17 protein-coding genes are annotated in these 21,818 nt (G+C 70.9%); 12 read left to right on the forward strand and 5 right to left on the reverse strand.

Going from position 1 to position 21,818, the window contains the following annotated elements; all coding sequences use genetic code 11:
• From QMO56_RS20890 to leuD, 3 genes are read left to right on the forward strand one after another with little or no spacing between them, the layout of a single operon-like run.
• Entirely contained in the window at positions 1–1,566 is a 1,566-nt protein-coding gene (locus QMO56_RS20890) for a tripartite tricarboxylate transporter permease (protein ID WP_283529000.1), read from the forward strand.
• Entirely contained in the window at positions 1,563–2,972 is a 1,410-nt protein-coding gene (leuC, locus tag QMO56_RS20895) for a 3-isopropylmalate dehydratase large subunit (protein ID WP_283529002.1), read from the forward strand. The genes QMO56_RS20890 and leuC overlap by 4 nt, the downstream gene beginning before the upstream one ends.
• Positions 2,969–3,574 (forward strand): 3-isopropylmalate dehydratase small subunit, encoded by a 606-nt coding sequence (leuD, locus tag QMO56_RS20900; protein WP_283529004.1) that lies wholly within the window; start codon positions 2,969–2,971, stop codon positions 3,572–3,574. The genes leuC and leuD overlap by 4 nt, the downstream gene beginning before the upstream one ends.
• A gap of 142 nt (positions 3,575–3,716) precedes the next feature.
• Here leuD and QMO56_RS20905 read toward each other — a convergent pair whose 3' ends face one another.
• On the reverse strand, positions 3,717–4,694 hold the full coding sequence (locus QMO56_RS20905) for a tripartite tricarboxylate transporter substrate binding protein (protein WP_283529006.1): 978 nt from the start codon (positions 4,692–4,694) through the stop codon (positions 3,717–3,719).
• A gap of 246 nt (positions 4,695–4,940) precedes the next feature.
• Here QMO56_RS20905 and QMO56_RS20910 point away from each other — a divergent pair, with 246 nt between their 5' ends.
• The 7 genes from QMO56_RS20910 to QMO56_RS20940 all read left to right on the forward strand — a co-directional run bounded on the left by QMO56_RS20910 (position 4,941) and on the right by QMO56_RS20940 (position 14,013).
• Positions 4,941–5,324 carry an HAD hydrolase family protein gene (locus QMO56_RS20910; protein WP_283529008.1) on the forward strand — a complete coding sequence of 128 codons (384 nt, stop codon included), beginning with the start codon at positions 4,941–4,943 and terminating at the stop codon, positions 5,322–5,324.
• Positions 5,321–6,916, forward strand: a complete 1,596-nt coding sequence (locus QMO56_RS20915; protein ID WP_283529010.1) for a hypothetical protein — start codon at positions 5,321–5,323, stop codon at positions 6,914–6,916. Before QMO56_RS20910 ends, QMO56_RS20915 begins: the two co-directional genes overlap by 4 nt.
• Positions 6,913–7,650 (forward strand): NTP transferase domain-containing protein, encoded by a 738-nt coding sequence (locus tag QMO56_RS20920; protein ID WP_283529012.1) that lies wholly within the window; start codon positions 6,913–6,915, stop codon positions 7,648–7,650. The genes QMO56_RS20915 and QMO56_RS20920 overlap by 4 nt, the downstream gene beginning before the upstream one ends.
• Positions 7,651–7,733: 83 nt before the next feature.
• Positions 7,734–8,618: a LysR family transcriptional regulator gene (locus QMO56_RS20925; RefSeq protein ID WP_283529014.1), complete on the forward strand. Its 885-nt coding sequence runs from the start codon at positions 7,734–7,736 to the stop codon at positions 8,616–8,618.
• A 187-nt stretch (positions 8,619–8,805) separates the two neighbouring features.
• Positions 8,806–10,596: a hydantoinase B/oxoprolinase family protein gene (locus QMO56_RS20930; protein ID WP_283529016.1), complete on the forward strand. Its 1,791-nt coding sequence runs from the start codon at positions 8,806–8,808 to the stop codon at positions 10,594–10,596.
• A 26-nt stretch (positions 10,597–10,622) separates the two neighbouring features.
• Entirely contained in the window at positions 10,623–12,719 is a 2,097-nt protein-coding gene (locus QMO56_RS20935) for a hydantoinase/oxoprolinase family protein (RefSeq protein ID WP_283529018.1), read from the forward strand.
• 28 nt (positions 12,720–12,747) lie between these two features.
• A complete protein-coding gene (locus QMO56_RS20940; protein WP_283529020.1) occupies positions 12,748–14,013 on the forward strand; it encodes an FAD-binding oxidoreductase in 1,266 nt (421 codons plus the stop codon).
• On the opposite strand, the gene QMO56_RS20945 is transcribed toward QMO56_RS20940, so the two are convergent.
• The 4 genes from QMO56_RS20945 to QMO56_RS20960 all read right to left on the reverse strand — a co-directional run bounded on the left by QMO56_RS20945 (position 14,003) and on the right by QMO56_RS20960 (position 18,746).
• A complete protein-coding gene (locus QMO56_RS20945) occupies positions 14,003–15,370 on the reverse strand; it encodes a TRAP transporter large permease (protein ID WP_283529022.1) in 1,368 nt (455 codons plus the stop codon). The two genes, QMO56_RS20940 and QMO56_RS20945, sit on opposite strands and share 11 nt — an antisense overlap.
• The gene (locus QMO56_RS20950) at positions 15,367–16,008 is read right to left on the reverse strand and encodes a TRAP transporter small permease subunit (protein WP_283529024.1); all 642 of its coding nucleotides are present in this window, start codon (positions 16,006–16,008) and stop codon (positions 15,367–15,369) included. The genes QMO56_RS20945 and QMO56_RS20950 overlap by 4 nt, the downstream gene beginning before the upstream one ends.
• Positions 16,005–17,087, reverse strand: a complete 1,083-nt coding sequence (locus QMO56_RS20955; protein ID WP_283529026.1) for a TRAP transporter substrate-binding protein — start codon at positions 17,085–17,087, stop codon at positions 16,005–16,007. Before QMO56_RS20955 ends, QMO56_RS20950 begins: the two co-directional genes overlap by 4 nt.
• A 294-nt stretch (positions 17,088–17,381) precedes the next feature.
• Positions 17,382–18,746: an LLM class flavin-dependent oxidoreductase gene (locus QMO56_RS20960; protein ID WP_283529028.1), complete on the reverse strand. Its 1,365-nt coding sequence runs from the start codon at positions 18,744–18,746 to the stop codon at positions 17,382–17,384.
• Between the two features lie 198 nt (positions 18,747–18,944).
• On the opposite strand from QMO56_RS20960, the gene QMO56_RS20965 reads away from it, so the two are divergent.
• Together QMO56_RS20965 and htpG are read left to right on the forward strand one after the other, a co-directional pair.
• Complete coding sequence (locus tag QMO56_RS20965; protein ID WP_283529030.1) at positions 18,945–19,844, forward strand: LysR substrate-binding domain-containing protein; 900 nt, start codon at positions 18,945–18,947, stop codon at positions 19,842–19,844.
• Positions 19,845–19,905: 61 nt separating this feature from the next.
• The gene (gene htpG, locus QMO56_RS20970; RefSeq protein ID WP_283529032.1) at positions 19,906–21,741 is read left to right on the forward strand and encodes a molecular chaperone HtpG; all 1,836 of its coding nucleotides are present in this window, start codon (positions 19,906–19,908) and stop codon (positions 21,739–21,741) included.
• Positions 21,742–21,818: the final 77 nt, after the last annotated feature.

A 21,818-nucleotide genomic window follows, 5' to 3' on the forward strand; every position in this document is an offset into this window, starting at 1 on the left:
ATGATCGACCTTCCCGCGCTCGCCCAGGCCTGCGGCCTCCTGCTCTCGGACTGGCGGCCCTGGGTGGTGGTGCCGCCGGGGCTGCTGATCGGGCTCGTCTTCGGCGCCATCCCCGGGCTCTCGGCGCCGATCGCCATGGCGGTCTTCCTGCCGCTGACCATGAGCATGGACTTCCTGCCGGCGATCATGTTCCTCACCTCCGTCTTCACCGGGGGAGGCTTCGGCGGCGCGGTGCCGGCGGTGCTGATGAACGTGCCCGGCACCTCGGCCGCCGTCGCCACCACCTTCGACGGCTACCCGATGGCGCGGCAGGGGCATCACTCCCGCGCCCTCGGCCTGGCGCTGGCGGCCTCCTGCTTCGGCGCCGCGCTTGGCTACGTGCTGCTCCTGCTGCTGGTGGATCCGATCGCCGAGGCGGTGCTGCTGCTCGGGCCGCTGGAGATGTTCGCCATCGCCGCCTGGGGCCTGACGCTGATTGCCGTGCTGAACGAGGGCTCCTTCGCCAAGGGGCTGCTGGCCGGCATCCTGGGCGTCGTCATCGGCATGATCGGCATGAGCGCGCGCGGCGACATGCGCGGCACGCTCGGCATGCTGGCGCTGATCGACGGCATCCCGCGCATCCCGGCGCTGATCGGCTTCTTCGCCGCCTCCGAGATGTTCCGGCTGATGCGCAACGACTTCCTGGTGGCCGATGCCGCGCATCGCCGCCCGCAGTTCGGCGCCATCCTGCGGGGCCTGCGTGAGGCCTTCGCCTATCCCGGCACGCTGTTGCGCGGCTCGCTGATCGGCGTCGGCGTCGGCGCCATTCCCGGCGTCGGCGCGGCGGTGGCCAACCTGCTCTCCTATGCCGAGACCAAGCGCCGTGCCGCCGACCCCGCGCACTACGGCCGCGGCGAGCCGCGCGGCGTGGTCGCCTCGGAATCCGCCAACAGCAGCTCCGAGGGCGGCTCGATGGCGACGCTGCTGGCGCTCGGCATTCCCGGCGGCAGCGCCACGGCGGTGATGCTCGGCGCCTTCGCCATGCACAACGTCACCGGCGGCCCACGCTTCATCGCCGAGAACAAGGATATCGTCTACGCCATCATTCTCGGCAACCTGGCGCAGGTCGTGCTGCTGCTCGGCATCGGCACGCTGTTCCTGTTCGGTGCCGCGGCGCTGGTGCGCATCCCCGTGCGCTTCCTGGTGCCCTCGGTGCTCGTGCTGGCGCTGCTCGGCTGCTACTCGATCACCGGCACCATGGCCGGGCCAGTGACGATGGTGGCCTGTGCCGGGCTCGGCTACTGGATGCGGCAGAACGGCTATCCCGTCGCCGCCGTGGTCATCGGCCTGCTGCTGGGGCCCGCGGCGGAGGCGGAGCTGCTGCGTTCGATCCAGATCTCCGGCGGCGATCCGTCCTTCATCCTGACCCGTCCGATCGCGATGGTCATCCTGCTGCTGCTGGCCGCCTCGCTGCTCTATCCGCTGCTGCGGCGGCGCGGCACCCGGCGGGGCGGCGGCACCGCGCGCGCCGCCCCGGAGGCGAAGCCGCTGGTACGGCGCGACGAAGCAAGGAACGAATCCGCATGAGCGCGAGCACGCTGTTCGAGAAGATCTGGACCAGCCATGTCGTGCAGTCGCGCCCCGAGGGCATCGACCTGCTCTACATCGACCGGCACTACTGCCATGAGGGCAGCTTCCACGCCTTCAACGCGCTCGCCGCCGAGGGGCGCCGCGTGCGCCGGCCGGACCTGACCTTCGGCGTCGCCGACCACTACGCACAGACCCGCCCCGGCCGCCTCGCCGGCCGCGCCGCGCCGCCCGACCCGGAGATGGGCCGGCTGATCGAGGTCTTCGACCGCAACATGGCCGCGCATGGCATCGCCGCCGCCGGCCTCACCGATCCGCGCCAGGGCATTGTGCATGTGGTGGGCCCGGAGCAGGGACTGACGCTGCCCGGCATGACCGTGGTCTGCGGCGACAGCCACACCTCGACGCATGGCGCGCTGGGCGCCATCGCCTTCGGCGTCGGCGCCAGCGAGGTGGCGCATGTGCTGGCCACGCAATGCCTCTGGCAGAGCCGCCCGGCGCAGATGCGCGTCTGGTTCGATGGCCTGCCTGGCGCCGGCACCGGCGCCAAGGACATGGCCCTGGCGATGATCGCGACGATCGGCGCCAATGGCGCGCAGGGTCATGCCATCGAATATGCCGGTGAAGCCGTGCAGGCGCTGTCGGTCGAGGGGCGGCTGACGCTGTGCAACATGAGCATCGAGGCCGGCGCGCGCTGCGGCCTGGTGGCGCCGGACGACACAACCTTCGCCTGGCTTGCCGGCCGGCCCGGCGCACCATCGGGCGCGGCCTGGGAGGCGGCGCTCGCGCGCTGGCGCGGGCTGCGCAGCGATGCGGCGGCGCCCTTCGACCGGGAGGTACGGCTGGACACGGCGGCGCTGGAGCCGATGCTGACCTGGGGCACCAGCCCGGAGCAGGCTGCGCCCGTCAGCGGCACGGCGGCCGATCCCGCGGCGCTGGCCGATGCCGGGCGCCGCCACGCCGCCGCGCAGGCGCTGGACTATATGGGCCTCGCCCCCGGCGCCCGGCTGGAGGGCCTGCCGGTGGACCGCGTCTTCATCGGCAGCTGCACGAATTCGCGGCTGAGCGACCTGCGCGCCGCCGCCGCCATCCTGCGCGGCCGCCGCGCGAGGGTCCCGGCGCTGGTCTCGCCCGGCTCGACGCCGATCAAGCAGGCCGCGGAGGCCGAAGGGCTGGACCGGATCTTCACCGAGGCCGGCTTCGAGTGGCGGGAATCCGGCTGCAGCATGTGCGTCGGCATGAACGGCGACCTGGTCGCCTCCGGCGAGCGCTGCGCCAGCACCTCCAACCGCAACTTCCCCGGCCGCCAGGGGCGGGGCGCGCGCACCCACCTGATGAGCCCCGCGATGGCCGCCGCCGCGGCGCTGGCGGGGCGCATCGTCGATGTGCGGGAATATGTCGCATGAGCCGCCAGCCCGTGACCTGCATCGAGGGCCTTGCCGCGCCCTTCGACGCCTCCAACGTCGATACCGACCAGATCATCCCCGCGCGCTTCCTGCGCCGCCCGCGTGACGCGCAGTACGGCAGCTATCTCTTTCACGACCTTCGCTTCGACGAGGCGGGACGCGAGCGGCCGGACTTCATCCTGAACCAGGCGCCTTTCCGTCAGGCCTCGATCCTGGTGGCGGCGCGCGCCTTCGGCGTCGGCTCCTCGCGCGAGGGGGCGGTCTACGCGCTGCAGGCGCATGGCATCCGCGCCGTCATCGCGGAAACCTTCGGGGACATCTTCTTCAGCAACGCGCTGAAGAACGGGCTGCTGCCGGTGCGCCTTTCCCTGCCGGTGGTCAACGCGCTGCGCCATGCGGCGGCCGGCCCCTCACCCGCGCGGCTGGTCATCGACCTCGAAAGGCAGGAGCTGGTGGCGCCGGACGGGGCCAGGCACGCTTTCACCGTTCCTGCCTTCGCCCGGGAGTGCCTGCTGGCGGGGCAGGATGAGATCGGGCTGACGCTTTCCCTGCTGCCCCAGATCGAGGCTTTCGAGGCCAGGCGGAGCAACTCGCCCGCCTGACGGCGAGATCGTCCGGGCCGACGGACGGGCCCGGTGCCGCCGATACCGGAAACCGGACCCTTCCCCCGGGCCGCCGCGCCTGCCCCCCTGCGCTTTCAACGCGCAGGGGCACCGGCCTCGCCTCGGCCGGCCTCGCCGGCGCCTATTCCATGCTGATACCCGCGGACCGGATCACCCTGCCCCAGCTTTCCGTCTCCCGCGCCAGGAAGCCGCGGAGGAATTCCGCGTCGCCGCTCTGCAGCGACACCCCCTGCCCGGCCAGGCGGGCGCGCAGGTCGGGGTCGTCCGTGGCCACGCGCAGGGCCGCCTCCAGGCGCTTCAGGATGGGGCCGGGCGTGCCGGCGGGTGCGAAGAGCGCCTGCCAGTAGACCGCCTCGAAGCCGGGCACGGTTTCCGCCACCGCCGGCACCTCCGGCAGGAGCGCGACCCGCTCCGCCGAGCTGACGCCAAGCGCCCGGGTCGCGCCTTCCTGCACCGCCGGCAGGGCCTCCAGCACGGCCGAGAACATGCCCTGGATGCGCCCGGTCCGCAGGTCGATCAACGCCGGCGCCCCGCCGCGATAGGGCACGTGCTGGAGCTCGGTGCCCGTGGCATTGTTGAACCGCGCCAGGGCCAGGTGGTTCACCGCGCCATTGCCGGAGCTGCCGAAGTTCAGCTTGCCCGGGCGCTCCTTCGCATAGGCGATCAGCTCGGCCACGGAGCGCACGGGCAGGTCGCGATGGACGTGCAGCACGAAGGCGGACTGATAGCCCATCCCCACGGGCGCCAGCGCCTTCTGCGGATCCTGCGGCCCGAGCTTCGGCTGCAGGGTCGGGTTGATGGCCAGGGTCGTGGCGCCCATCAGCAGGGTGTAGCCGTTCGGATCGGCCTGCGCGACATAGGTGGAGGCCAGGGCCGTCGCGGCGCCGGCACGGTTCTCCACCACCACCGGCTGGCCCAGCTCCTGTTCCATCCGCCGCGCGATCAGGCGGGTCGCGGTGTCACTGATGCCACCGGGGGGATAGCCGACCACGATCGTGAGCGCGTGGGACGGGTATTCCTCGGCGCGTCCGGGGCGGGGCGCTGCGGCCAGCAGCAGGGTGCTGGCGGCAAGGATCTGGCGGCGCGACGGCAAGGTCATGGACGTGGCTTTCCTCGGCTTGTTTGCTCTTCGACCTATCCTGTTGCCGGATGGTCACGGCGCAGGCTGCCATTGATTCGGAAACCCTGACTACCGCCCGCGTCTGCCAGTTCCGCTGTTTCTTCCGCGGGCCGGCCGGGGGAGGCCGTTTCGCTCCGCCCGGGCTTCGGGTTATCATTCTAGGGTTGATATGGTTCTTCATGGAGTGCCCCGAACACTCCTGCAGAGACTCAAGGGATGCGTGGAATGAAGCGCCTGGTGATCGATCTCGACGGCACGCTGACCATAGATGATCCCAAGCTCGACTATGCCAGCAAGTCGCCGAACATTCCTGTCGTCGCGAGGCTGAGGGAATACAAGGCGCAGGGATTCGAGATCGTCATCTGCACCGCGCGCAACATGCGCACCTATGCCGGCAATGTCGGCCTGATCAACGTGCATACCCTGCCGGTCATCATCGACTGGCTGAAGCGGCATGACATCCCCTATGACGAGATCCATGTCAGCAAGCCCTGGTGCGGGCATGACGGCTTCCATGTGGATGACAAGGCGCTTCGTCCCGACGAGTTCGCGGCGCTGAGCTACCACGACATCTCCCGGCTCCTGAAGCTGGGGCGGAACGCGGCATGAACGAGCCGCCGCTCTCGATCATCACGTCAGCCGCCTATGTCAATGCCGAGATCAGCGCCGAGTTCGGGCTTCTTCCCCCGAGCTTTCTCCCGTTCGGCCACAAGCGGCTGTTCGCCTCGCAGATTGCCAGCCTCCGGCATCTCGGGTCGCGGATCATCCTCACGCTGCCGCAGAGCTTCGAGCTGCAGGAGGAGGACCGCGCCCAGCTGCAGGCGGCGGATGCGGAACTGCTGTTCATCCCGGACGCGCTCAGCCTGGGCGATAGCATATCCTATGCCCTGACGCTGAGTGACGCGCGCGCGGGCGCGCGGATCCTGCATGGCGACACGCTGTTCCTGGAGACGCTGCCCGAGGCCATGGACGAGGTGGGCATCGCCACCAGCTCGGACTCCTATGCCTGGGGCGTGCTGGAGGGCAGCGAGAAGCACGGCTTCGTCAGCCGGCGCCCCGGCGCCACCGCCCGGCAGGAGCAGGTGCTGACGGGATGGTTCGCCTTCTCCTCGGCGCCGGCGCTGCTGCGCGCCCTGGCCCGCGCGCGCGGCGACTTCCTGGAGGCGCTGGCCCTGTACGATGCCGGCCATTCCCTCGCCTTCCGCCAGATGGGGAACTGGCTGGATTTCGGCCACCTGCAGACCTTCTACCGCTCGCGCGCCAGGGCCAGCACGGCGCGTTCCTTCAACTCGATCGCCGTCGCCGGCCGCTCCGTGCTGAAGACCGGCGCCAAGCCCGACAAGCTCCAGGCCGAGGCCAACTGGTTCGAGCGCATCCCGCCGGCCCTGCGCCTGCACACGCCGCCCTTCCTGGGGCGCGAGGGAAACGGCTACCGCCTCGGCTACGAGTTCAACCCGACCCTGCACGAGCTGTTCGTCTTCGGCCGCCTGGAACGCGCGGCCTGGCGGCAGATCATGGCGGGCTGCTTCGACTTCCTGGCCGCCGCGCACCAGCTGGGCGCCGAGGCCGCCTGCGCGGCGGTGCCGGAGGATGCCCTGGGCGTGCTGGCGCTAGACAAGACCCTGAGCCGGCTGGAGCAATGGGCCGAGGCCAGCGGCACCGACCTGGACGCCGAATGGGTCTCCGGCGGCCGGCGGCTGCCCTCGCTGCGGCGCATCGCGGCGGAGACGGCGCGGATCGCCGCGGCGGGCACGCCGGTCCCGGGCGTGATGCATGGCGACCTGTGCTTCCCCAACGCCTTCTTCGATTTCCGCCAGCAGCAGATCAAGGTGATCGATCCCCGCGGCAGCGTGCGCGACGGGCACCCCACCGTCTATGGCGACCTGCGCTACGACCTGGCCAAGCTCAACCACTCCGTCCAGGGCTATGACCTGATCCTGGCCGGGCGGTACCGGCTGGAGCGGCCCACGCCCCATGACCTGACGCTGCACCTCTCGCGGGAGGGGGCCGCGGCCTTCCTGCCCGAGATCGTCGGCGAGATGGACCTGCTCGGGCACCGCACCGGCGATGCCGCCATCCGCGCCCTGACCGTGCACCTCTTCCTGTCCATGCTGCCCCTGCACGCGGACCGGCCGGACCGCCAGCAGGGCTTCCTGGCCAATGCCCTGCGCCTCTACAGCGGGATGGAGACGTCGCCGTGATCGTGTTCCCCATGGCGGGGCTGAGCAGCCGCTTCACCCGGGCGGGCTATGACCGCCCGAAATGGATGCTGCCGCTTGCCGGCCGGCCGCTGCTCGACTGGTCGCTGCTCGGCTTCTCCGCGATGTTCGCGACGGAGACCTTCCTGCTGATCCATCTTGACCTGCCCGGCGTGGCGGCCTTCGTGCGCGCGCGGGCCGAGGCCATCGGCATCCGCCACCTGCGGATGGTGGCGCTGCCGGCCCCCACGCGCGGCCAGGCCGAGACGGTGATGCTGGGCCTCGCGCGCCTGGCCATGCCGGAGGCCGAGCCGGTCACGATCTTCAACATCGACACCATCCGCCCCGGCGTGCGGAAGGACGCCTTCGACGGCCATGCCGGCTGGCTGGAATGCTTCGAGGGGCCGGGCGATCACTGGTCCTTCGTTCGCCCCGGGCCCGAGGGCCGCGCGCTGCAGGTGACCGAGAAGGTGCGGATTTCCTCGCTCTGCTGCAGCGGCCTCTATCACTTCGGCTCGGCCGCCCTGTTCCGCGAGGCCTATGCGCGGGAGGAGGCCGCGCCCGGCACCGCCGAGCTCTATGTGGCGCCGATGTACCAGCACATGATCGCGGCGGGGCAGGACGTGCGCTATGGCACGGTGCCCCCCGGGCGGATCTTCTTCAGCGGCACGCCGGTGGAATACGAGGCGCTGCTGGCCGACACCGCCGCGCTGCAAGCGGCCTTCCCCAGGCTGTAGCGGCTGCTCCCCCGGCTGCTCCCCCGGCTGCTCCCCCTGGCCGGCCTCTTGCATGCGCCGGCCCTGGAGAGGGGCCCCAGCCGATGGAATTCCGAACCCTTGAGGTCTTTCACGCTGTCGCCACGCTGAGGAGTTTCGCCCGGGCCGCCGAGGCCCTGTTCATGACCCAGCCCGCCGTCTCGCAGCGGATCGCCAGCCTGGAGGCGGAGCTGGGCCAGCGCCTGCTCGAGCGCTCCGCCAGAGGCACCTCCCTCACCCACCGCGGCGAGGTGCTGCTGCTCTATGCCGAGCGCCTGCTCAAGATGCGCACCGAGATGATCGAGGCCGTCTCGGCCGCCCGCCCGGAAAGCCGCCTGATCCGCCTCGGCGTGGCCGAGACCATCGCCCAGACCTGGCTGCCCAGCTTCATCAACAGCGTCAACGCGCAGTATCCCTTCATCACCTTCGACATCGAGGTGGACGTCTCCACCAATCTGCGCAGCCGCGTGGTGCGGCAGGAGACCGACCTCGCCTTCCTGCTCGGCAAGGTCGTCGAGCCCGGCATCACCAGCGTCGATCTCTGCTCCTACACCCTCTCCTTCGTCGCCAGCGCCGCCCTCGCCTTCGAGGAGGACCCGGTGCCGCTGGAGGCGCTCGCCCGCCACGCGCTGATCAGCTTCCCCAAGACCACCATCCCCTACCGGAACCTGCAGGAACTGTTCCTGGAGCGCTCCCTGCCGGCGCCGCAGATCCATGCCAGCTCCTCGGTCTCGACCATCATCAAGATGACGCTCGACAATATCGGCATCTGCGTCATCGCGCCGATCCTGATCCAGCAGGAGCTGCGGGAAGGCCGCCTCGTCCTGCTGAACACCGAGCTTCCCCTGCCGAACCTCGACTTCACCGCCACCTTCGGCACCGCCCAGGGCGGCAAGCTGATGAGCGCGATTGCCCGGATCGCGTGCCGTGTGGCGCAGGAATGGGCATGATCCGATAAGGGTGGCTTATCGTGAGCCTTCATGCTTAAAGATTGGACATCTGGAACATCCACTCTCCATCCTGTCCCCCCGTTGACGGGATACCGGCCCCGGCCCGCCCCCCAGGCTCCGGCGGCGCAGCGCGGAGGGCTGACCATGGCGGTCGGCATCCCTGGTGCAGGATGGAGAACGCACGCCCATGCAGGCCACCGCCTTCGATCCCTTCGAGTTCGAGCTGTTCCGCAACGCGCTGCTCTCCGTCGCCGACGAGATGGCGCTGACGGTGCACCGGACCACCTATTCCTCGGTCCTGCGCGACAATCTCGACTATTCCACCGCCTTCTTCGACGAGCGCGGCCGGATGATCGCGCAAGGCTTCTCCCTGCCCTCGCATCTCGGCTCCATGCCCACCGCCCTGGCGGCGGTGCTCCGCCGCTTCGAGGGCGAGATCCACCCGGGCGACGTCTATGCCCTGAACGACCCCTTCCACGGCGGCATGCACCTGCCGGACATCTTCATCTTCAAGCCGATCTTCGTGGAGGGCGAGCTGGTCGCCTTCGCCGGCACCATCTCCCACCACACCGATGTCGGCGGCCGCGTGGCGGGCTCCAACGCGCCGGATTCGGTCGAGATCTACCAGGAGGGCGTTCGCATCCCGCCGATGCGGATCTTCGACGGTGGCAGGCGCAACGAGACCTTCTTCGAGCTGATGGCGTTGAATGTCCGTGTCCCCCGCATGGTGATGGGCGACATCCGCGCGCAGCTCGCCGCCTGCCATGTGGCGGAGGCCGCCTTCACCGATCTCTGCCGCGCCTACGGCCTTCCCAAGGTCCGCCAGCTCACCGAGGCCATGCTGGACCACACCGAGCGCCTGGCGCGCGCCGAGATCGCCAAGCTGCCCGACGGCACCTTCGCCTTCGAGGACTACCTGGATGATGACGGCATCGACCTCGGCCAGCGGATCGTCCTCAAGGTGACCGTCACCAAGAAGGGCGACAGCATCCTCTTCGACTGGACCGGCTCCTCGCCACAGGTGCGCGGCGCGCTGAACGCCACCCTCTCCTTCACCAAGTCGGCCTCCTATTGCGGCGTGCTCTCGGTGACGGAGAACCCGATCCCCAACAATGACGGCGTGTTCCGCGCCATCGAGGTGATCGCACCCGAGGGCACCATCGTGAACTGCGTCCACCCCGCCTCCGTCGCGGCGCGCGGCCTGACCGGCTTCCGCATGGTGGACACGGTGTTCGGCGCGCTGGCCCAGATGGTGCCCGGCAAGGTCACGGCCGCCGGCGACGGCGGCAACACCAACATCTCGATCGGCGGCTACGATGCCGAGCGCAAGCCCTACATCTTCTGCGACTTCACCTGCTGCGCCTGGGGCGGCCGCGCCTTCGCCGACGGCATCGACGGCAACTCGCACATGTTCGCCAACATGGCCGGCCAGTCCTCCGAGGTGATCGAGGCGGAGCAGCCGCTCTTCGTCGAGTGCTACGAGTTCGTCGGCGACCGCGGCGGCGCCGGCAAGTTCCGCGGCGGCGCGCCCTATCGTCGCGCCTACCGCTTCCTCGGCGACGAGGCGACCATCTCGATCCGCTCCGATCGCCGCGACGTCCGGCCCTATGGCCTCTATGGCGGCTATCCCGGCGGCGTCTCGATGAACTACTTGGCGCGTGCCGGCGGCGAGCCGCAGGTCTATCCCGCCAAGTTCTACGACCGCCTGCGGCATGGCGACCGCTTCGTCCATGAGACGGCGGCGGGCGGCGGCTGGGGCGATCCGCTGGAGCGCGACCCCGAGCACGTGCTGCGCGACGTCCGCAACGAGTTCGTCAGCCGCCAGGCCGCGCTGGAGCTGTATGGCGTGGCGCTGCTGCCCGACGGCCGCGCGGTGGACCGCCCCGCCACCGAGGCGCTGCGCGCCCGCCTCCGCGCCGCCCGCGGCTGGCGCGAGACCCCCTATGCCCTGCGCGAACTGCCGCAGACCGCCGGATGAACGTGAAGCCAATCGGAGAACCGCAGATGAGCAAGATCCGCGTCGGCGTCGATATCGGCGGCACCTTCACCGACATCTGCATCATGGATGCGGAAGGAGGCGTCATCACCAGGAAGGTGTCCTCCACCGTGGACAACTACGCCCGCGCGATCAGCGAGGGGCTGGCCGCGGCCTTCGCCGAGCATGGCCTCGGCGCGGGCGACGTGGCGGAGCTGCTGCACGGCACCACCGTCGCCTCCAACGCCATCCTGGAGCTGAAGGGCGCCCGCACCGGGCTGATCACCACCAAAGGCTTCCGCGATATCCTGGAGCTGCGCCTGCTGCGCATGCCCCGTCTCTACGACCTGACCTGGGAGAAGCCCCCCACCCTGGTGGAGCGCAGCCTGCGCCTGGAGGTGGACGAACGCATCAGTGCCAAGGGCGAGATCGTCCGGCCGCTCGACCCGGCCGAGGTGGAGGCGGTGCTGGAGCGGCTGCTCGCCGAAGGCGTCGAGGCCATTTCCGTCTGCCTGCTGCATTCCTACGCCAACGACGTGCACGAGCGGATGATCCGCGACATCATCCGGCGGAAGGCGCCGGAGATGGTGCTCTCCATCAGCTCGGAGGTGCTGCCGGAGATCAAGGAGTACGAGCGCACCTCCACCACCGTCATCAACGCCTACGTCAAGCCGGTGGTCGGGCGCTACCTGAAGGCTCTCGCCGCCGACCTGACGCGCATCGAGCTGGCCGCGCCGCTCCTGCTGATGCAGTCCAATGGCGGCCTGACCCCGGCCGAGGTCGCCGCCGAGATGCCGGTGAACATCATCGAATCCGGCCCCGCCGCCGGCGTCATCGGCGCGCAGGTCCTCGCCCGCCGGGCCGGCTTCGACAAGGTGATCTCCTTCGACATGGGCGGCACCACCGCCAAGGCGGCGCTGGTCGAGAATGGCGAGGTCTCGCGCGCCGAGGAATACTCGGTGGGCGGCGGCATCATGATCGGCTCCCGCCTGATGTCCGGTGCCGGCTATGTGCTGAAGGTGCCGGCCATCGACCTGGCGGAAGTCGGCGCGGGCGGCGGCTCGATCATCGCCATCGATGCCGGCGGCGCGCCGCAGGTCGGGCCGCAGAGCGCCGGCGCCTTCCCCGGCCCGGCCTGCTACGGCACCGGCGGCACCGAGCCCACCATCACCGACGCCAATGTCGTGCTGGGCTACATCAATCCGCAGCATCTGGCCGGCGGCAGCATCCGGCTGCACGCGGAGAAATCCCGCGCCGCGCTGGCGGCGAAGGTGGCGGCGCCGCTCGGCCTGCCGGTGGAGCAGGCGGCCTATGGCGCCCACCGGATCGCCGCCGCCAACATGATCCGCGCCATCAAGGCCGTCTCCTCCGAGCGCGGGCGCGACCCGCGGGACTTCGCCCTGGTCGCCTTCGGCGGCAATGGCCCGCTCTTCGCCGCCGCCATGGCCCGCTCGCTCGGCATCCGCAGCGTCATCGTGCCGCCGCAGGCCGGGGTCTTCTCCTCGGTCGGCCTGCTCCACTCGGATGTCGAGTACCACCTCTCCCGCACCTACCGGCAGCTCACCGGCGCGCTCAACCTCGCCGAGCTGGTCGCCGCCTGGCAGGCGCTGGAGGAGCAGGGGCGCGCGAAACTCGCCGCGGACGGCTTCGCGCCCGCGCAGGCCCGCCTGCGGCGCTTCGCCAAGCTGCATTATCGCGGTCAGGCCTACGAGCTTTCGGTGCCGATGCCGGAGGGGCCGATCACCGAGGCGACCGCCGCCCGCCTGGACGAGGCCTTCGGCGATGAGCACGAGCGGACCTATGGCCACCGGGCCGAGCCGGGCGAGCCGGTGGAGCTGGTCAGCCTCAACCTCTTCGCCAGCGGCCGCCTGGACACGCCGGGCGGCGGCAAGCCACGGACCGCGCCTCCCGCCGAGGCTGCCCCCACCGAGCGGCAGGCCTATTTCGGCCCGGAGCACGGCTGGATGGCCACACCCGTGCTGCGACGTGGCCATCTGGCGGAACAGGACTGGGTAGGCCCGGCGGTCATCGAGGAATATGACTGCACCTGCGTGGTTCCGCCCGGGATGCGGGTGCGCCTCGATCCGCATGGCAATATCGCCATCGAGACCGGCCTGGCGGCCTGACCCGGGACAGGCAGACGAGGAGGATGGGATGAGCGGGACGGTGCTGGTGCTGGGTGCGGGGATGGTGGGCGTCAGCGTCGCCCTGCATCTCCGCCGCAAGGGCTTCGACGTCCTGCTGGTGGACCGCCGGCCGCCCGGCGAAGGCGCCTCCTTCGGCAATGGCGGGCTGATCCAGCGCGAGGCCGTCGCGCCGCATCCCTTCCCCCGCGCGCTCTCGGAGCTGCGGCGCATCGCCGGCAACCGGCAGGTGGACGTTTCCTACCACCCGCTGGCGCTGCCGGGCTATGCCGCGCCCCTGCTGCGCTACTGGTGGCATTCCGAGCCGGAACGCTACCGCCGCACCGTGGCCGCCTATGAGCGGCTGATCGCCACCTGCCTCGATGAGCACCGCGCCCTGGCCGGACCGGCCGGGGCGATGCCGCTGCTGCGCCCGGTGGGCTGGATGCGCCTCTACCGCCGGCCCGAGGCGCTGGAGGCGGCGATCGCGGAAGCGGAGGCCCTGCACCAGGCCTATGGCGTCAACTACGCCGCACTGGACGGGCGCGCCCTCGCCGCCGCCGAGCCGCATCTGCTGGCCGCCCGCGCCGGCGCGGTGCACTGGACCGACCCGGTTTCGGTCAGCGATCCGCACGCCCTGACGCTGGCCTATGCCGCCCTCTTCACCGCCGAGGGCGGCCGCTTCCTCCTGGGCGACGCCACCAGCCTGCGCCGGCATGGCGCCGGCTGGCAGGTCATGGCGGCGGATGGGCCGGCCGAGGCGGCGCAGGTGGTGGTGGCCCTCGGCGCGGCGGCGCTGAACGTCACCCGGCCGCTGGGCTATGCGCCGCCGCTCTTCGGCAAGCGTGGCTATCACCGGCATTTCGCGCTGCAGGGCAATGCCGTGCTGCACCGGCCGGTGATGGATGTGGAGAGCCGCTTCCTGCTGGCGCCGATGCGCGCCGGCATCCGCCTGACCACGGGCGCCGAATTCGCCCGCCCGGACGCGCCGCCGACCCCCGTGCAACTGGCACGGGCCGAACCCGTGGCGCGCAGCCTGCTGCCCCTGGCGGAGCCGGTGGAGGCCACGCCCTGGGTCGGCGTGCGCCCCTGCATGCCGGACATGTTGCCGGTGATCGGCCGCCTGCCCGGCCAGGCGGGCGCCTGGTGCGCCTTCGGTCACGGGCACCAGGGGCTGACCCTGGGGCCGACCACCGGGCGGCTGCTCGCCGAGATGATGCGCGGCGAGCAGCCTTTCGTGGACCCGCTTCCCTATGGCCCGGAGCGTTTCGCCCGCGCCCGGGCGGCTACCGCATGAGCGCCAGCGGCGCCAGGGCGATGGCGGGCCAGACCAGCATCATCAGCGCCACCGCCAGATAGGCGAGCAGGAAGGGTGTGACGCCGACGAAGATGTCGGTGATCGGCCCGCCCGGCTTCGGCCGCATCCCCTGCAGCACGTACATGACGGTGCCGTCCGGCGGGCTGATCAGCGCGATCTCCACCAGCAGCGTGATCAGCACGCCGAACCAGACCGGATCGTAGCCCAGCGCCGTCACCACCGGAAAGATCACCGGCACGGTGGTGATGATCATGGAGAAGCCCTCCATGAAGGTGCCGAGCGCCAGGTAGAGGCCGATGATGCAGAGCATGATGCCCCAGGGCGGCAGCGGCAGTCCGGAGATCATCCCCGAGATCACCTGCGGCGCGTTGATGGCCGTCAGCAGGTAGTTCAGCAGGTAGGCGCCGAGGATGACGAGGCCGAGCAGCGCGGTGTTGCGCGCCGTCGCCTCCGCCGCCGCGTTCAGCAGGCGGAAGCTGAGCCGCCGCTCGATCAGCGCGAAGAGCGCCGCGCCCACCACCCCCAGCGCCGCCGCCTCGGTCGGCGTGGCATAGCCGGCATAGATCGAGCCGAGCACCAGCAGCATCAGCAGCAGGGTCGGGCCGAGGTCGAGCAGCGCGCGCAGCTTCATCCCGAGCGGCAGCGGCGGCGGCCGTTCCTGCCGGCGCCGCAGCCCATGCGCCACGATCACCAGCATGCAAAGGCCGGTGACCAGCAGGCTGGGCAGCAGCGCGGCGACATAGAGCTGCCCGACCGAGGTCTCGGTGATCAGCCCATAGACGATGAAGGTGATGCCGGGCGGGATCAGGCTGCCCAGCGCGCCGCCGGCGGCGAGCGAGCCGAGCACCATGCGGTTGTCGTAGTGCGAGCCCTTGAAATAGGGCAGCGCCACGGAGCCGATGGTCGCCGCCGTGGCGACGGAGGAGCCGGAGATCGCCGAGAACACCGCGCAGGCCGCGATGTTGGTGTGCAGCAGCCCGCCCGGCAGCCGGTTCAGCCAGATGTTCAGCGCCCGGTAGAGCCGGTCCGAGAGGCCGGCGCGCAGCAGGATCTCCCCCATCAGGATGAACAGCGGCACGGCGACCAGCACGAAGTTGCTGGACGGCGCCCAGAGCGTCTGGCCGACGAAGCCCCACCAGGGGCGGTCGGAGAAGACCAGCCCGACCAGCATGCCGAGGATGCCGAGCACCGCGGCGATGTACACCCCGGCGCCGAAGAAGACGGCGAAGACCGCGGTCAATCCGAGGATCTCAGGCAGCGGGATGTCGCCGCCGCCGGCGGCCGCGCTGAACAGCGCCACCGCCAGCATGATGAGGAGGACGGCGATGGCGATCATCGGGCGGCGCCCTCCTGCAGCGCGTTGACGCGGCCCATGGCGGCGGCCTCCAGCGCCTCGCGCGTCTCGTCATCGGCGGTGCGCGAGCCGAGCATGCGCTCGACCTCCTCCGGCCCCACCAGGGCGAACGCCAGCACGCCCTCGGCCAGTTGCAGCGTGACCATCAGGCAGAAGGCGGCGAGGCCGAAGGTCCAGATGCCCTGCGGCAGCACCAGCGGCAGGTGCAGGCCGGAATTGTCATGCGCGTTGAACAGCAGGCTTTCCTCCACCACCTGCCAGCCGGCGAGAGCGCAGATCGCGGCGAAGACGTCCAGCAGCAGCAGCGCGACGAGATGCATGCCGGCGCGCAGGCGCAGCGGCATGCGGTTCACCATGACATCGACGCGGATATGCGCGCGGCGGACCAGCGTGTGCCCGAGCGACCAGGCGATGCCGCCGGCCAGCATGTAGCTGGTCACCTCCACCGTCGCGGTGCTGGAGAAGCCGAAGAAGCTGCGCGCCAGGATGTCGAAGGTGATGAAGGCGGCGCAGAGGATGTAGTTCCAGCCGGCGACATAGGCCATCAGCGTGGACAGGACCGCAAGCGCCCGCGAGGCGCCGCGCGCCGCCGCCAGGGCCGCCGGCACCCTGCGCCTCACGGGCTGTACTCCACCCCGCTGACCGGCGCGATCACCGTGTTGTAGATCTCCCCGCAGCGCGCGCCGCAGCGCTTCACCCAGTTGGGCAGCACCACCGCGCGGAAGCTCTTGCGCAGGAGCTCGTGGTCGGCCGGGGCGGCCTTCACCAGCGTCATCGGCCGCGCCGCCAGCGGGTGCAGCTTGCAGCTCCCGGCCTCGCCGATATTGCAGGCGATGCCGTCCTCGGTGGCCTGCCGCCCGAGTTCCCACAGCTTGTCGTTCATCTCGGCGAAGGTGCCTTCGAGGAAGCTGCGCACCTGCGGGTCCAGGCGGTTCCACCAGGCCAGGTTCACCATGTAGCCCGCCAGCGCCCAGGAGAGCGGCAGGTCGGAGATGTGGGTGGAGACCTCCGGCCAGCGCGCCGAGGCACCGCTGCCGGTGCCGGTGATGGCGCAGTCGGCCACGCCGCGCTCCAGCGCGCTGTAGACCTCGGGGAAGCCGATGCTGATCGGCTGGGCGCCGATCGTGGCGACGAAGTCGTTCAGCGAATTGCCGAAGGTGCGGATCTTGAGCCCCTTGAGGTCGGCGAGGCTGGCGAAGGGCTGGCGGCAGAACAGCACCTGGGCCGGGAAGGGGAAGATGTTCAGCAGCTTCACCCCGAACCGCTCCAGGTCCTTGTTGGCGGCGGGGAGGATGGCGTCGGCGATCGTCTTCGCCTGCTCGATGTCCGGGCTCAACCCCGCCAGGTCGATGCCGTCCAGCAGCGGCACGTCGCCGGAGAGCGTCGAAAGCGTGCCCGCGCCGATATCCACCTGCCCCGAGCGCACCAGCCGCACGATCTCGGTGCCGCTGAGGTTGCGCTCGGCATGGGTGGAGAGCTGCACGGAGATGCGGCCCTTGGAGCGCTCCGGCACGGCCTCGCGCAGGTAGGGGATGTCCACCCGGGTGAATTGCGGCTGGGTGGGCAGCGGCTGCGTGACCGCCGAGATGCGCACCGACGGGCCCGCCGGCAGGCTTTCGGGCATCTGGGCCAGCGCGCGGCCACAGGGCGCCGCCGCGAGGGCCAGGCAAACCGCCATCGCGCGTGTCAGGGTGCTCATCCGGGTCATCCGTCACGGTCCTCCTGCGGAAGGCCGTGCTGCCTGGCGGTGCCGGGCCATCCTTCTGCGGGCGGCCTGTCGGCGGGGAGAGCCTATCATGAGCCGCGACGCGGAAGGCAAATCAGCTTTCCCAAGAGGAGGCCATTAGCGGCGCTTATGTCACGAGAGGGGCTCCCGCCTCGCGGCGCCGGATGCCGTCCGTGCCTGGCCGCAGGCCGAGGCGATCGGGCAGCGGCATCCTCCGCCTCCGCGCCTGCTCCGCCCGCATCCGCAGCACCCGCACCGGCGCCTCCATCACGTTCCGTGTGGTTGGGCGGCCAGGGCGCCGCGGCTGCGGAAGGGCGGCCTTGGCAGGCCCAGGCTGCCCCGCAGCGTGCCGTCGCCCCCGTATTCGGTGCGGGCCAGGCCACGGCGCTGCAACTCGGGCACCAGCCATTCGAAAGCCTCGAGGGCCGGCTCGGGCAGGAAGGCGGGCATGATGTTCCAGCCGTCGCAGCAGCCGTTCTCGAACCATTCCTGCATCAGGTCGGCGACGTCAGAAGGCGTGCCGACGGCGATGTTGTGCCCGGAGGCACCGGCCTGGATCTGGTAGAGCCTGCGGATGGTCATGCCGGGCTGCCGGCCGAGGCGGATCAGCGCCTCATGCGCGCTCTTCAGCGCGTTGCTGCCCGCCAGCGGCGCCGGCAGCGGCCCGTCCGGATCAAGGCCGGAAAGATCGCCATAGGTCTCCGCCAGCATCGGCAGGCCGAGGCAGGGATGCACCCGCTCCTGCAGCTGGTCGAAGCGGTCCTGCGCCTCCTGCCGGGTGCGGCCGAGAATGGGCAGGATGCCCGGCATCACCAGCATCTGCTCCGCGTCCCGCCCGGCGGCTGCGGCATGCGCCTTCACGCTGGCATAGAAGGCGCTGGCGCTCTCGCGCGTCTTCTGCGCGGTGTAGATCAGGTCGGCGATGCGCGAGCCCAGGTTCTGCCCCGGGCCGGAGGAGCCGGCCTGGGCGATCACCGGATAGCCCTGGATCGGCCGCGCGACGTTCAGCGGCCCCTTCACCGTGAAGTGCCGCCCGCGATGGTTCAGCGTGTGCAGCTTCGCCGGGTCGAAATAGTGGCCGCTCGCCTTGTCGCGGATGAAGGCGTCATCCTCCCAGCTGTCCCACAGCCCGAAGACGACGTCGACGAACTCCTCCGCCCGCTCGTAGCGGCTGTCGTGCTCCAGCAGGCGGTCGGCGCCGAAATTGTGCGCCTCCTGCTCGCTCCAGGAGGTGACGACGTTCCACGCCACCCGCCCGCGCGTGACGTAGTCGAGCGAGGCGAACTTGCGGGCGATGTGGTAGGGCTCGTTGAAGGTCGTCGAGGCGCTGGCGACGAAGCCCAGCCGCTCCGTCACGGCGGCCAGCGCGCCGATCAGCGTCAGCGGCTCGAAGACGTCGATGCGCGCGTTGTAGGAGAGTTCCTCATCGCTCCTGGCCGAGTGGCGCACGGCGATGCCGTCGGCCCAGAACATGAAGTTGAAGCGCGCGCGCTCGGCCGCCTGCGCCATCCGCATCCACAGCCGGATGTCCGTGCAGGCGTCGGTCAGGGCCTGCGGCATGCGCCAGCCGGCGGCATGCGCGCCGTTGGCGACGATGTTCAGCCCGAGCCGCATGAAGCGAGGAGCGGCCATCCTCAGGCCCGCCATGCTGCGCCGGGGGCGGCGGCATAGGACACAGTGCGAGGTGATCTCATGGCATCCCGACCTTGCTGGTGGTGACGCCGCGCGGCGGGGGTTCCTGTCCCGGGCGAAACGGTGGCAGGGCGTGACAAGGCCGTCAAAGCACTTATTCTCCCGGCTTCATTCCCTAAGGTTATGGATAGCCCGGCGATGAACCTGCGTCAGTGCGAGGTCTTCCGCGCGGTGATGGAGGCCGGCACGGTCACCGCGGCGGCCGAGCGCCTGCATGTGACCCAGCCGGCCGTCAGCAAGGTCCTGGCGCAGCTCGAGCGTGAGCTCGGCTTCCGTGTCTTCCTGCGCGAGCGCCAGCGGCGGCTGCCCACCCCCGAGGCGCAGGCGCTTTATGCCGAGGTGCGGCGCGCCTTCGTCGGCCTCGACCACCTGACGCGCTTCGCCCGCGACCTGCACGCGATGCGGCAGGGCCACCTGGTCGCCGCCGCCAACCATGCGATGAGCAGCGAGCACCTGCCCGGCTTGGCTGCCGCCTTCCTGCGCCGCCATCCCGGCCTGTCCCTCTCGCTGCAGACGATGGACAGCCCCGGCGTCGCCCAGGCGGTGGCCACCGGCCGCGCCGATCTCGGCGTGGCGCAGTTCGAGACGCCGACGCCGGGCGTGCGGCGGGAGCGGCTCTGCACGACCGAGGCGGTCTGCGTCATCCCGCCCGGCCACCCGCTGGCGCGGCGGTGCGTGGTGCGCCCGGCCGACCTGCATGGCGAGCCCTTTGTCGCCCTGGCCGCCGTCAACCGCCTGCGCGTGCGGCTGGACGCGCTGCTGCAGGAGCACGGCGCGGTGCCCCGCATCCAGGTGGACACGGCGCTGGCCAGCACGGCCTGCGGCCTGGTGGCGCAGGGGGTCGGGCTCTGCGTGCTGGACCGGCTCAGCGCCGAGGCGAACCTGCGGCACCGCCTGGTCCTGCGGCCCTTCGAGCCCGCGCTGGTGGAGGATCTGCTGCTGCTCGTCCCCAGCCGGGCGCCGCTTTCCAACGTCGCCGCCGCCTTCGCGCAGATGCTGCGGCAGCGGTTCGGCGCCGGTGGGGCGCCGCCCGCTTGAAAGCGGCGGCCATGCTTTGCATATCGCCCGCGGAACTGCTTTCGAGCCTTGGAGGGCGACCGTGAGTGAAACCGTTGAGCGCCACGAGTTCGGCGCTGAGGTCGGACGCCTGCTGGACCTGGTGGTCCACGCGCTCTACTCCGACCGCGAGATCTTCCTGCGCGAGCTGGTGGCCAATGCCGCCGATGCGGTGGATCGCCGGCGCTTCGAAGCCCTGACGCAGCCGATCCCCGCTTTGCCCGCCGATGCCGCCGTCCGCATCATCCCCGACAAGCCCGGCCGCACCCTCACCATCGCCGATCCCGGCATCGGCATGGACAAGGAGGAGCTGGCGCGCAATCTCGGCACCATCGCCCGCTCCGGCACGCGCGCCTTCAGCCAGGCCCTGGCCGAGAGCAAGGCGAGCGACCGGCCGAGCCTGATCGGCCAGTTCGGCGTCGGCTTCTACTCCGCCTTCATCGTCGCCGAGCGCGTCGAGGTGGTCTCCCGCCGCGCCGGCGGCGATGTGGCCTGGCGCTGGGAGTCCGAGGGCCAGGGCGCCTTCACCCTCGCCCCCGCCACGCGCGAGGCACCGGGCACCGACATCGTCCTGCACATCCGCGCCGATGCCGAGGAGTTCCTGGAGCCCTTCCGGCTGCACGCCATCATCCGCAAGTGGGCGGACCACATCACCGTCCCCATCACCATCGCCGAGGACGGCAAGGACACCCCGGCGAACGAGGGCACGGCGCTCTGGCGCAAGCCGAAGGCCGAGGTCAACGCCGAGAGCTACACCGCCTTCTACCGCCATCTCGGCCACTATTTCGACGAGCCCTGGTCCACCCTGCACTGGCGCGCCGAGGGCACCACCGAGTTCACCGCGCTGCTCTTCATCCCCGGCATGAAGCCCTTCGAGGCTTTCGAGGGCGAGCGCAAGAGCCGGCTGCGCCTGCATGTCCGCCGCATGTTCATCACCGACGAGGCGGAGCTGCTGCCGCCCTGGCTGCGCTTCGTGCAGGGCGTGGTGGACAGCGAGGACCTGCCGCTCAACGTCTCGCGCGAGATGCTGCAGGCGACGCCGGTGCTGGCGCGCATCCGCCGCGCCGTCACCGGCCGCGTGCTCTCCGAGCTGAAGAGCCGCGCCAAGGATGCCGAGGCCTACGCCACCTTCTGGCAGAACTTCGGCCCGATGCTGAAGGAGGGCATCTGGGAGGATTCCGAGCACCGCAAGGAGATCGCGCCGCTCCTGCGCTTCCGCTCCTCCGCCGTGGAGGGCTGGACCTCCCTGCCGGACTACGTCGCCCGCATGCCGGAGGGCCAGCCGGCCATCTACATCCTGGTCGGCGACAACCTGGAGGCGCTGTCCAAGTCCACCCAGCTCGAAGGCTTCCGCGCCCGCGGCGTCGAGGTCCTGTTGCTGGCCGACCAGATGGACGCCTTCTGGCCCGAGCGGCTCGCCGAGTTCGAGGGCAAGCCGATCCGCAGCATCACCCAGGGCAGTATCGACCTCTCCGGCCTCGGCACCGCCCCGCCGGAGGGCGAGGCACCGGCCGACGTCACGCGCCTGCTGCCGCTGCTGAAGGCGGCGCTGGAGGCCGACATCTCCGAGGTCCGCGCCACCGAGCGGCTGGTGGACAGCGCCGCCGTGCTGGCCGCTCCCGCCAACGGACCGGATCTCGCCCTGCAGCGCCTGCTGCGCCGCGCCGGCCGCCCGGTTGGCGGCGAGCACCCGGTGCTGGAGGTCAATCCGCGCCACCCCCTGGTGCGGCGCCTCGCCGCGCTGGCGGAATCCGGGGCTGACATAAAGGATGCCGCCGGCACGCTGCTCGACCTGGCGCGCGTGCAGGATGGCGACGTGCCGCGCGAACCCGCCGAATTCGCGCGACGGATGGCGGCAGCGCTGGCGGGCAGCCTGTAAAAAAGCCTGGGGGAAGGAATTCCCCCAGACCCCCATCTTCTTTCTTCGAGTTTTTTTGCCCGGACAGAAAAAAGATG

Origin of the sequence: Roseomonas sp. E05, assembly GCF_030063475.1 — a bacterium.
Taxonomy (GTDB): Bacteria; Pseudomonadota; Alphaproteobacteria; order Acetobacterales; family Acetobacteraceae; genus Pseudoroseomonas.

What these genes read in the sequence shown, in the direction of transcription:
- QMO56_RS20890 (WP_283529000.1), top strand. Translation starts at nt 1, where the DNA reads ATGATCGACCTTCCCGCGCTCGCCCAGGCCTGCGGCCTCCTGCTCTCG.
- leuC (WP_283529002.1), top strand. Translation starts at nt 1,563, where the DNA reads ATGAGCGCGAGCACGCTGTTCGAGAAGATCTGGACCAGCCATGTCGTG.
- leuD (WP_283529004.1), top strand. Translation starts at nt 2,969, where the DNA reads ATGAGCCGCCAGCCCGTGACCTGCATCGAGGGCCTTGCCGCGCCCTTC.
- QMO56_RS20905 (WP_283529006.1), bottom strand. Translation starts at nt 4,694, where the DNA reads ATGACCTTGCCGTCGCGCCGCCAGATCCTTGCCGCCAGCACCCTGCTG.
- QMO56_RS20910 (WP_283529008.1), top strand. Translation starts at nt 4,941, where the DNA reads ATGAAGCGCCTGGTGATCGATCTCGACGGCACGCTGACCATAGATGAT.
- QMO56_RS20915 (WP_283529010.1), top strand. Translation starts at nt 5,321, where the DNA reads ATGAACGAGCCGCCGCTCTCGATCATCACGTCAGCCGCCTATGTCAAT.
- QMO56_RS20925 (WP_283529014.1), top strand. Translation starts at nt 7,734, where the DNA reads ATGGAATTCCGAACCCTTGAGGTCTTTCACGCTGTCGCCACGCTGAGG.
- QMO56_RS20930 (WP_283529016.1), top strand. Translation starts at nt 8,806, where the DNA reads ATGCAGGCCACCGCCTTCGATCCCTTCGAGTTCGAGCTGTTCCGCAAC.
- QMO56_RS20935 (WP_283529018.1), top strand. Translation starts at nt 10,623, where the DNA reads ATGAGCAAGATCCGCGTCGGCGTCGATATCGGCGGCACCTTCACCGAC.
- QMO56_RS20940 (WP_283529020.1), top strand. Translation starts at nt 12,748, where the DNA reads ATGAGCGGGACGGTGCTGGTGCTGGGTGCGGGGATGGTGGGCGTCAGC.
- QMO56_RS20945 (WP_283529022.1), bottom strand. Translation starts at nt 15,370, where the DNA reads ATGATCGCCATCGCCGTCCTCCTCATCATGCTGGCGGTGGCGCTGTTC.
- QMO56_RS20955 (WP_283529026.1), bottom strand. Translation starts at nt 17,087, where the DNA reads ATGAGCACCCTGACACGCGCGATGGCGGTTTGCCTGGCCCTCGCGGCG.
- QMO56_RS20960 (WP_283529028.1), bottom strand. Translation starts at nt 18,746, where the DNA reads ATGGCCGCTCCTCGCTTCATGCGGCTCGGGCTGAACATCGTCGCCAAC.
- QMO56_RS20965 (WP_283529030.1), top strand. Translation starts at nt 18,945, where the DNA reads ATGAACCTGCGTCAGTGCGAGGTCTTCCGCGCGGTGATGGAGGCCGGC.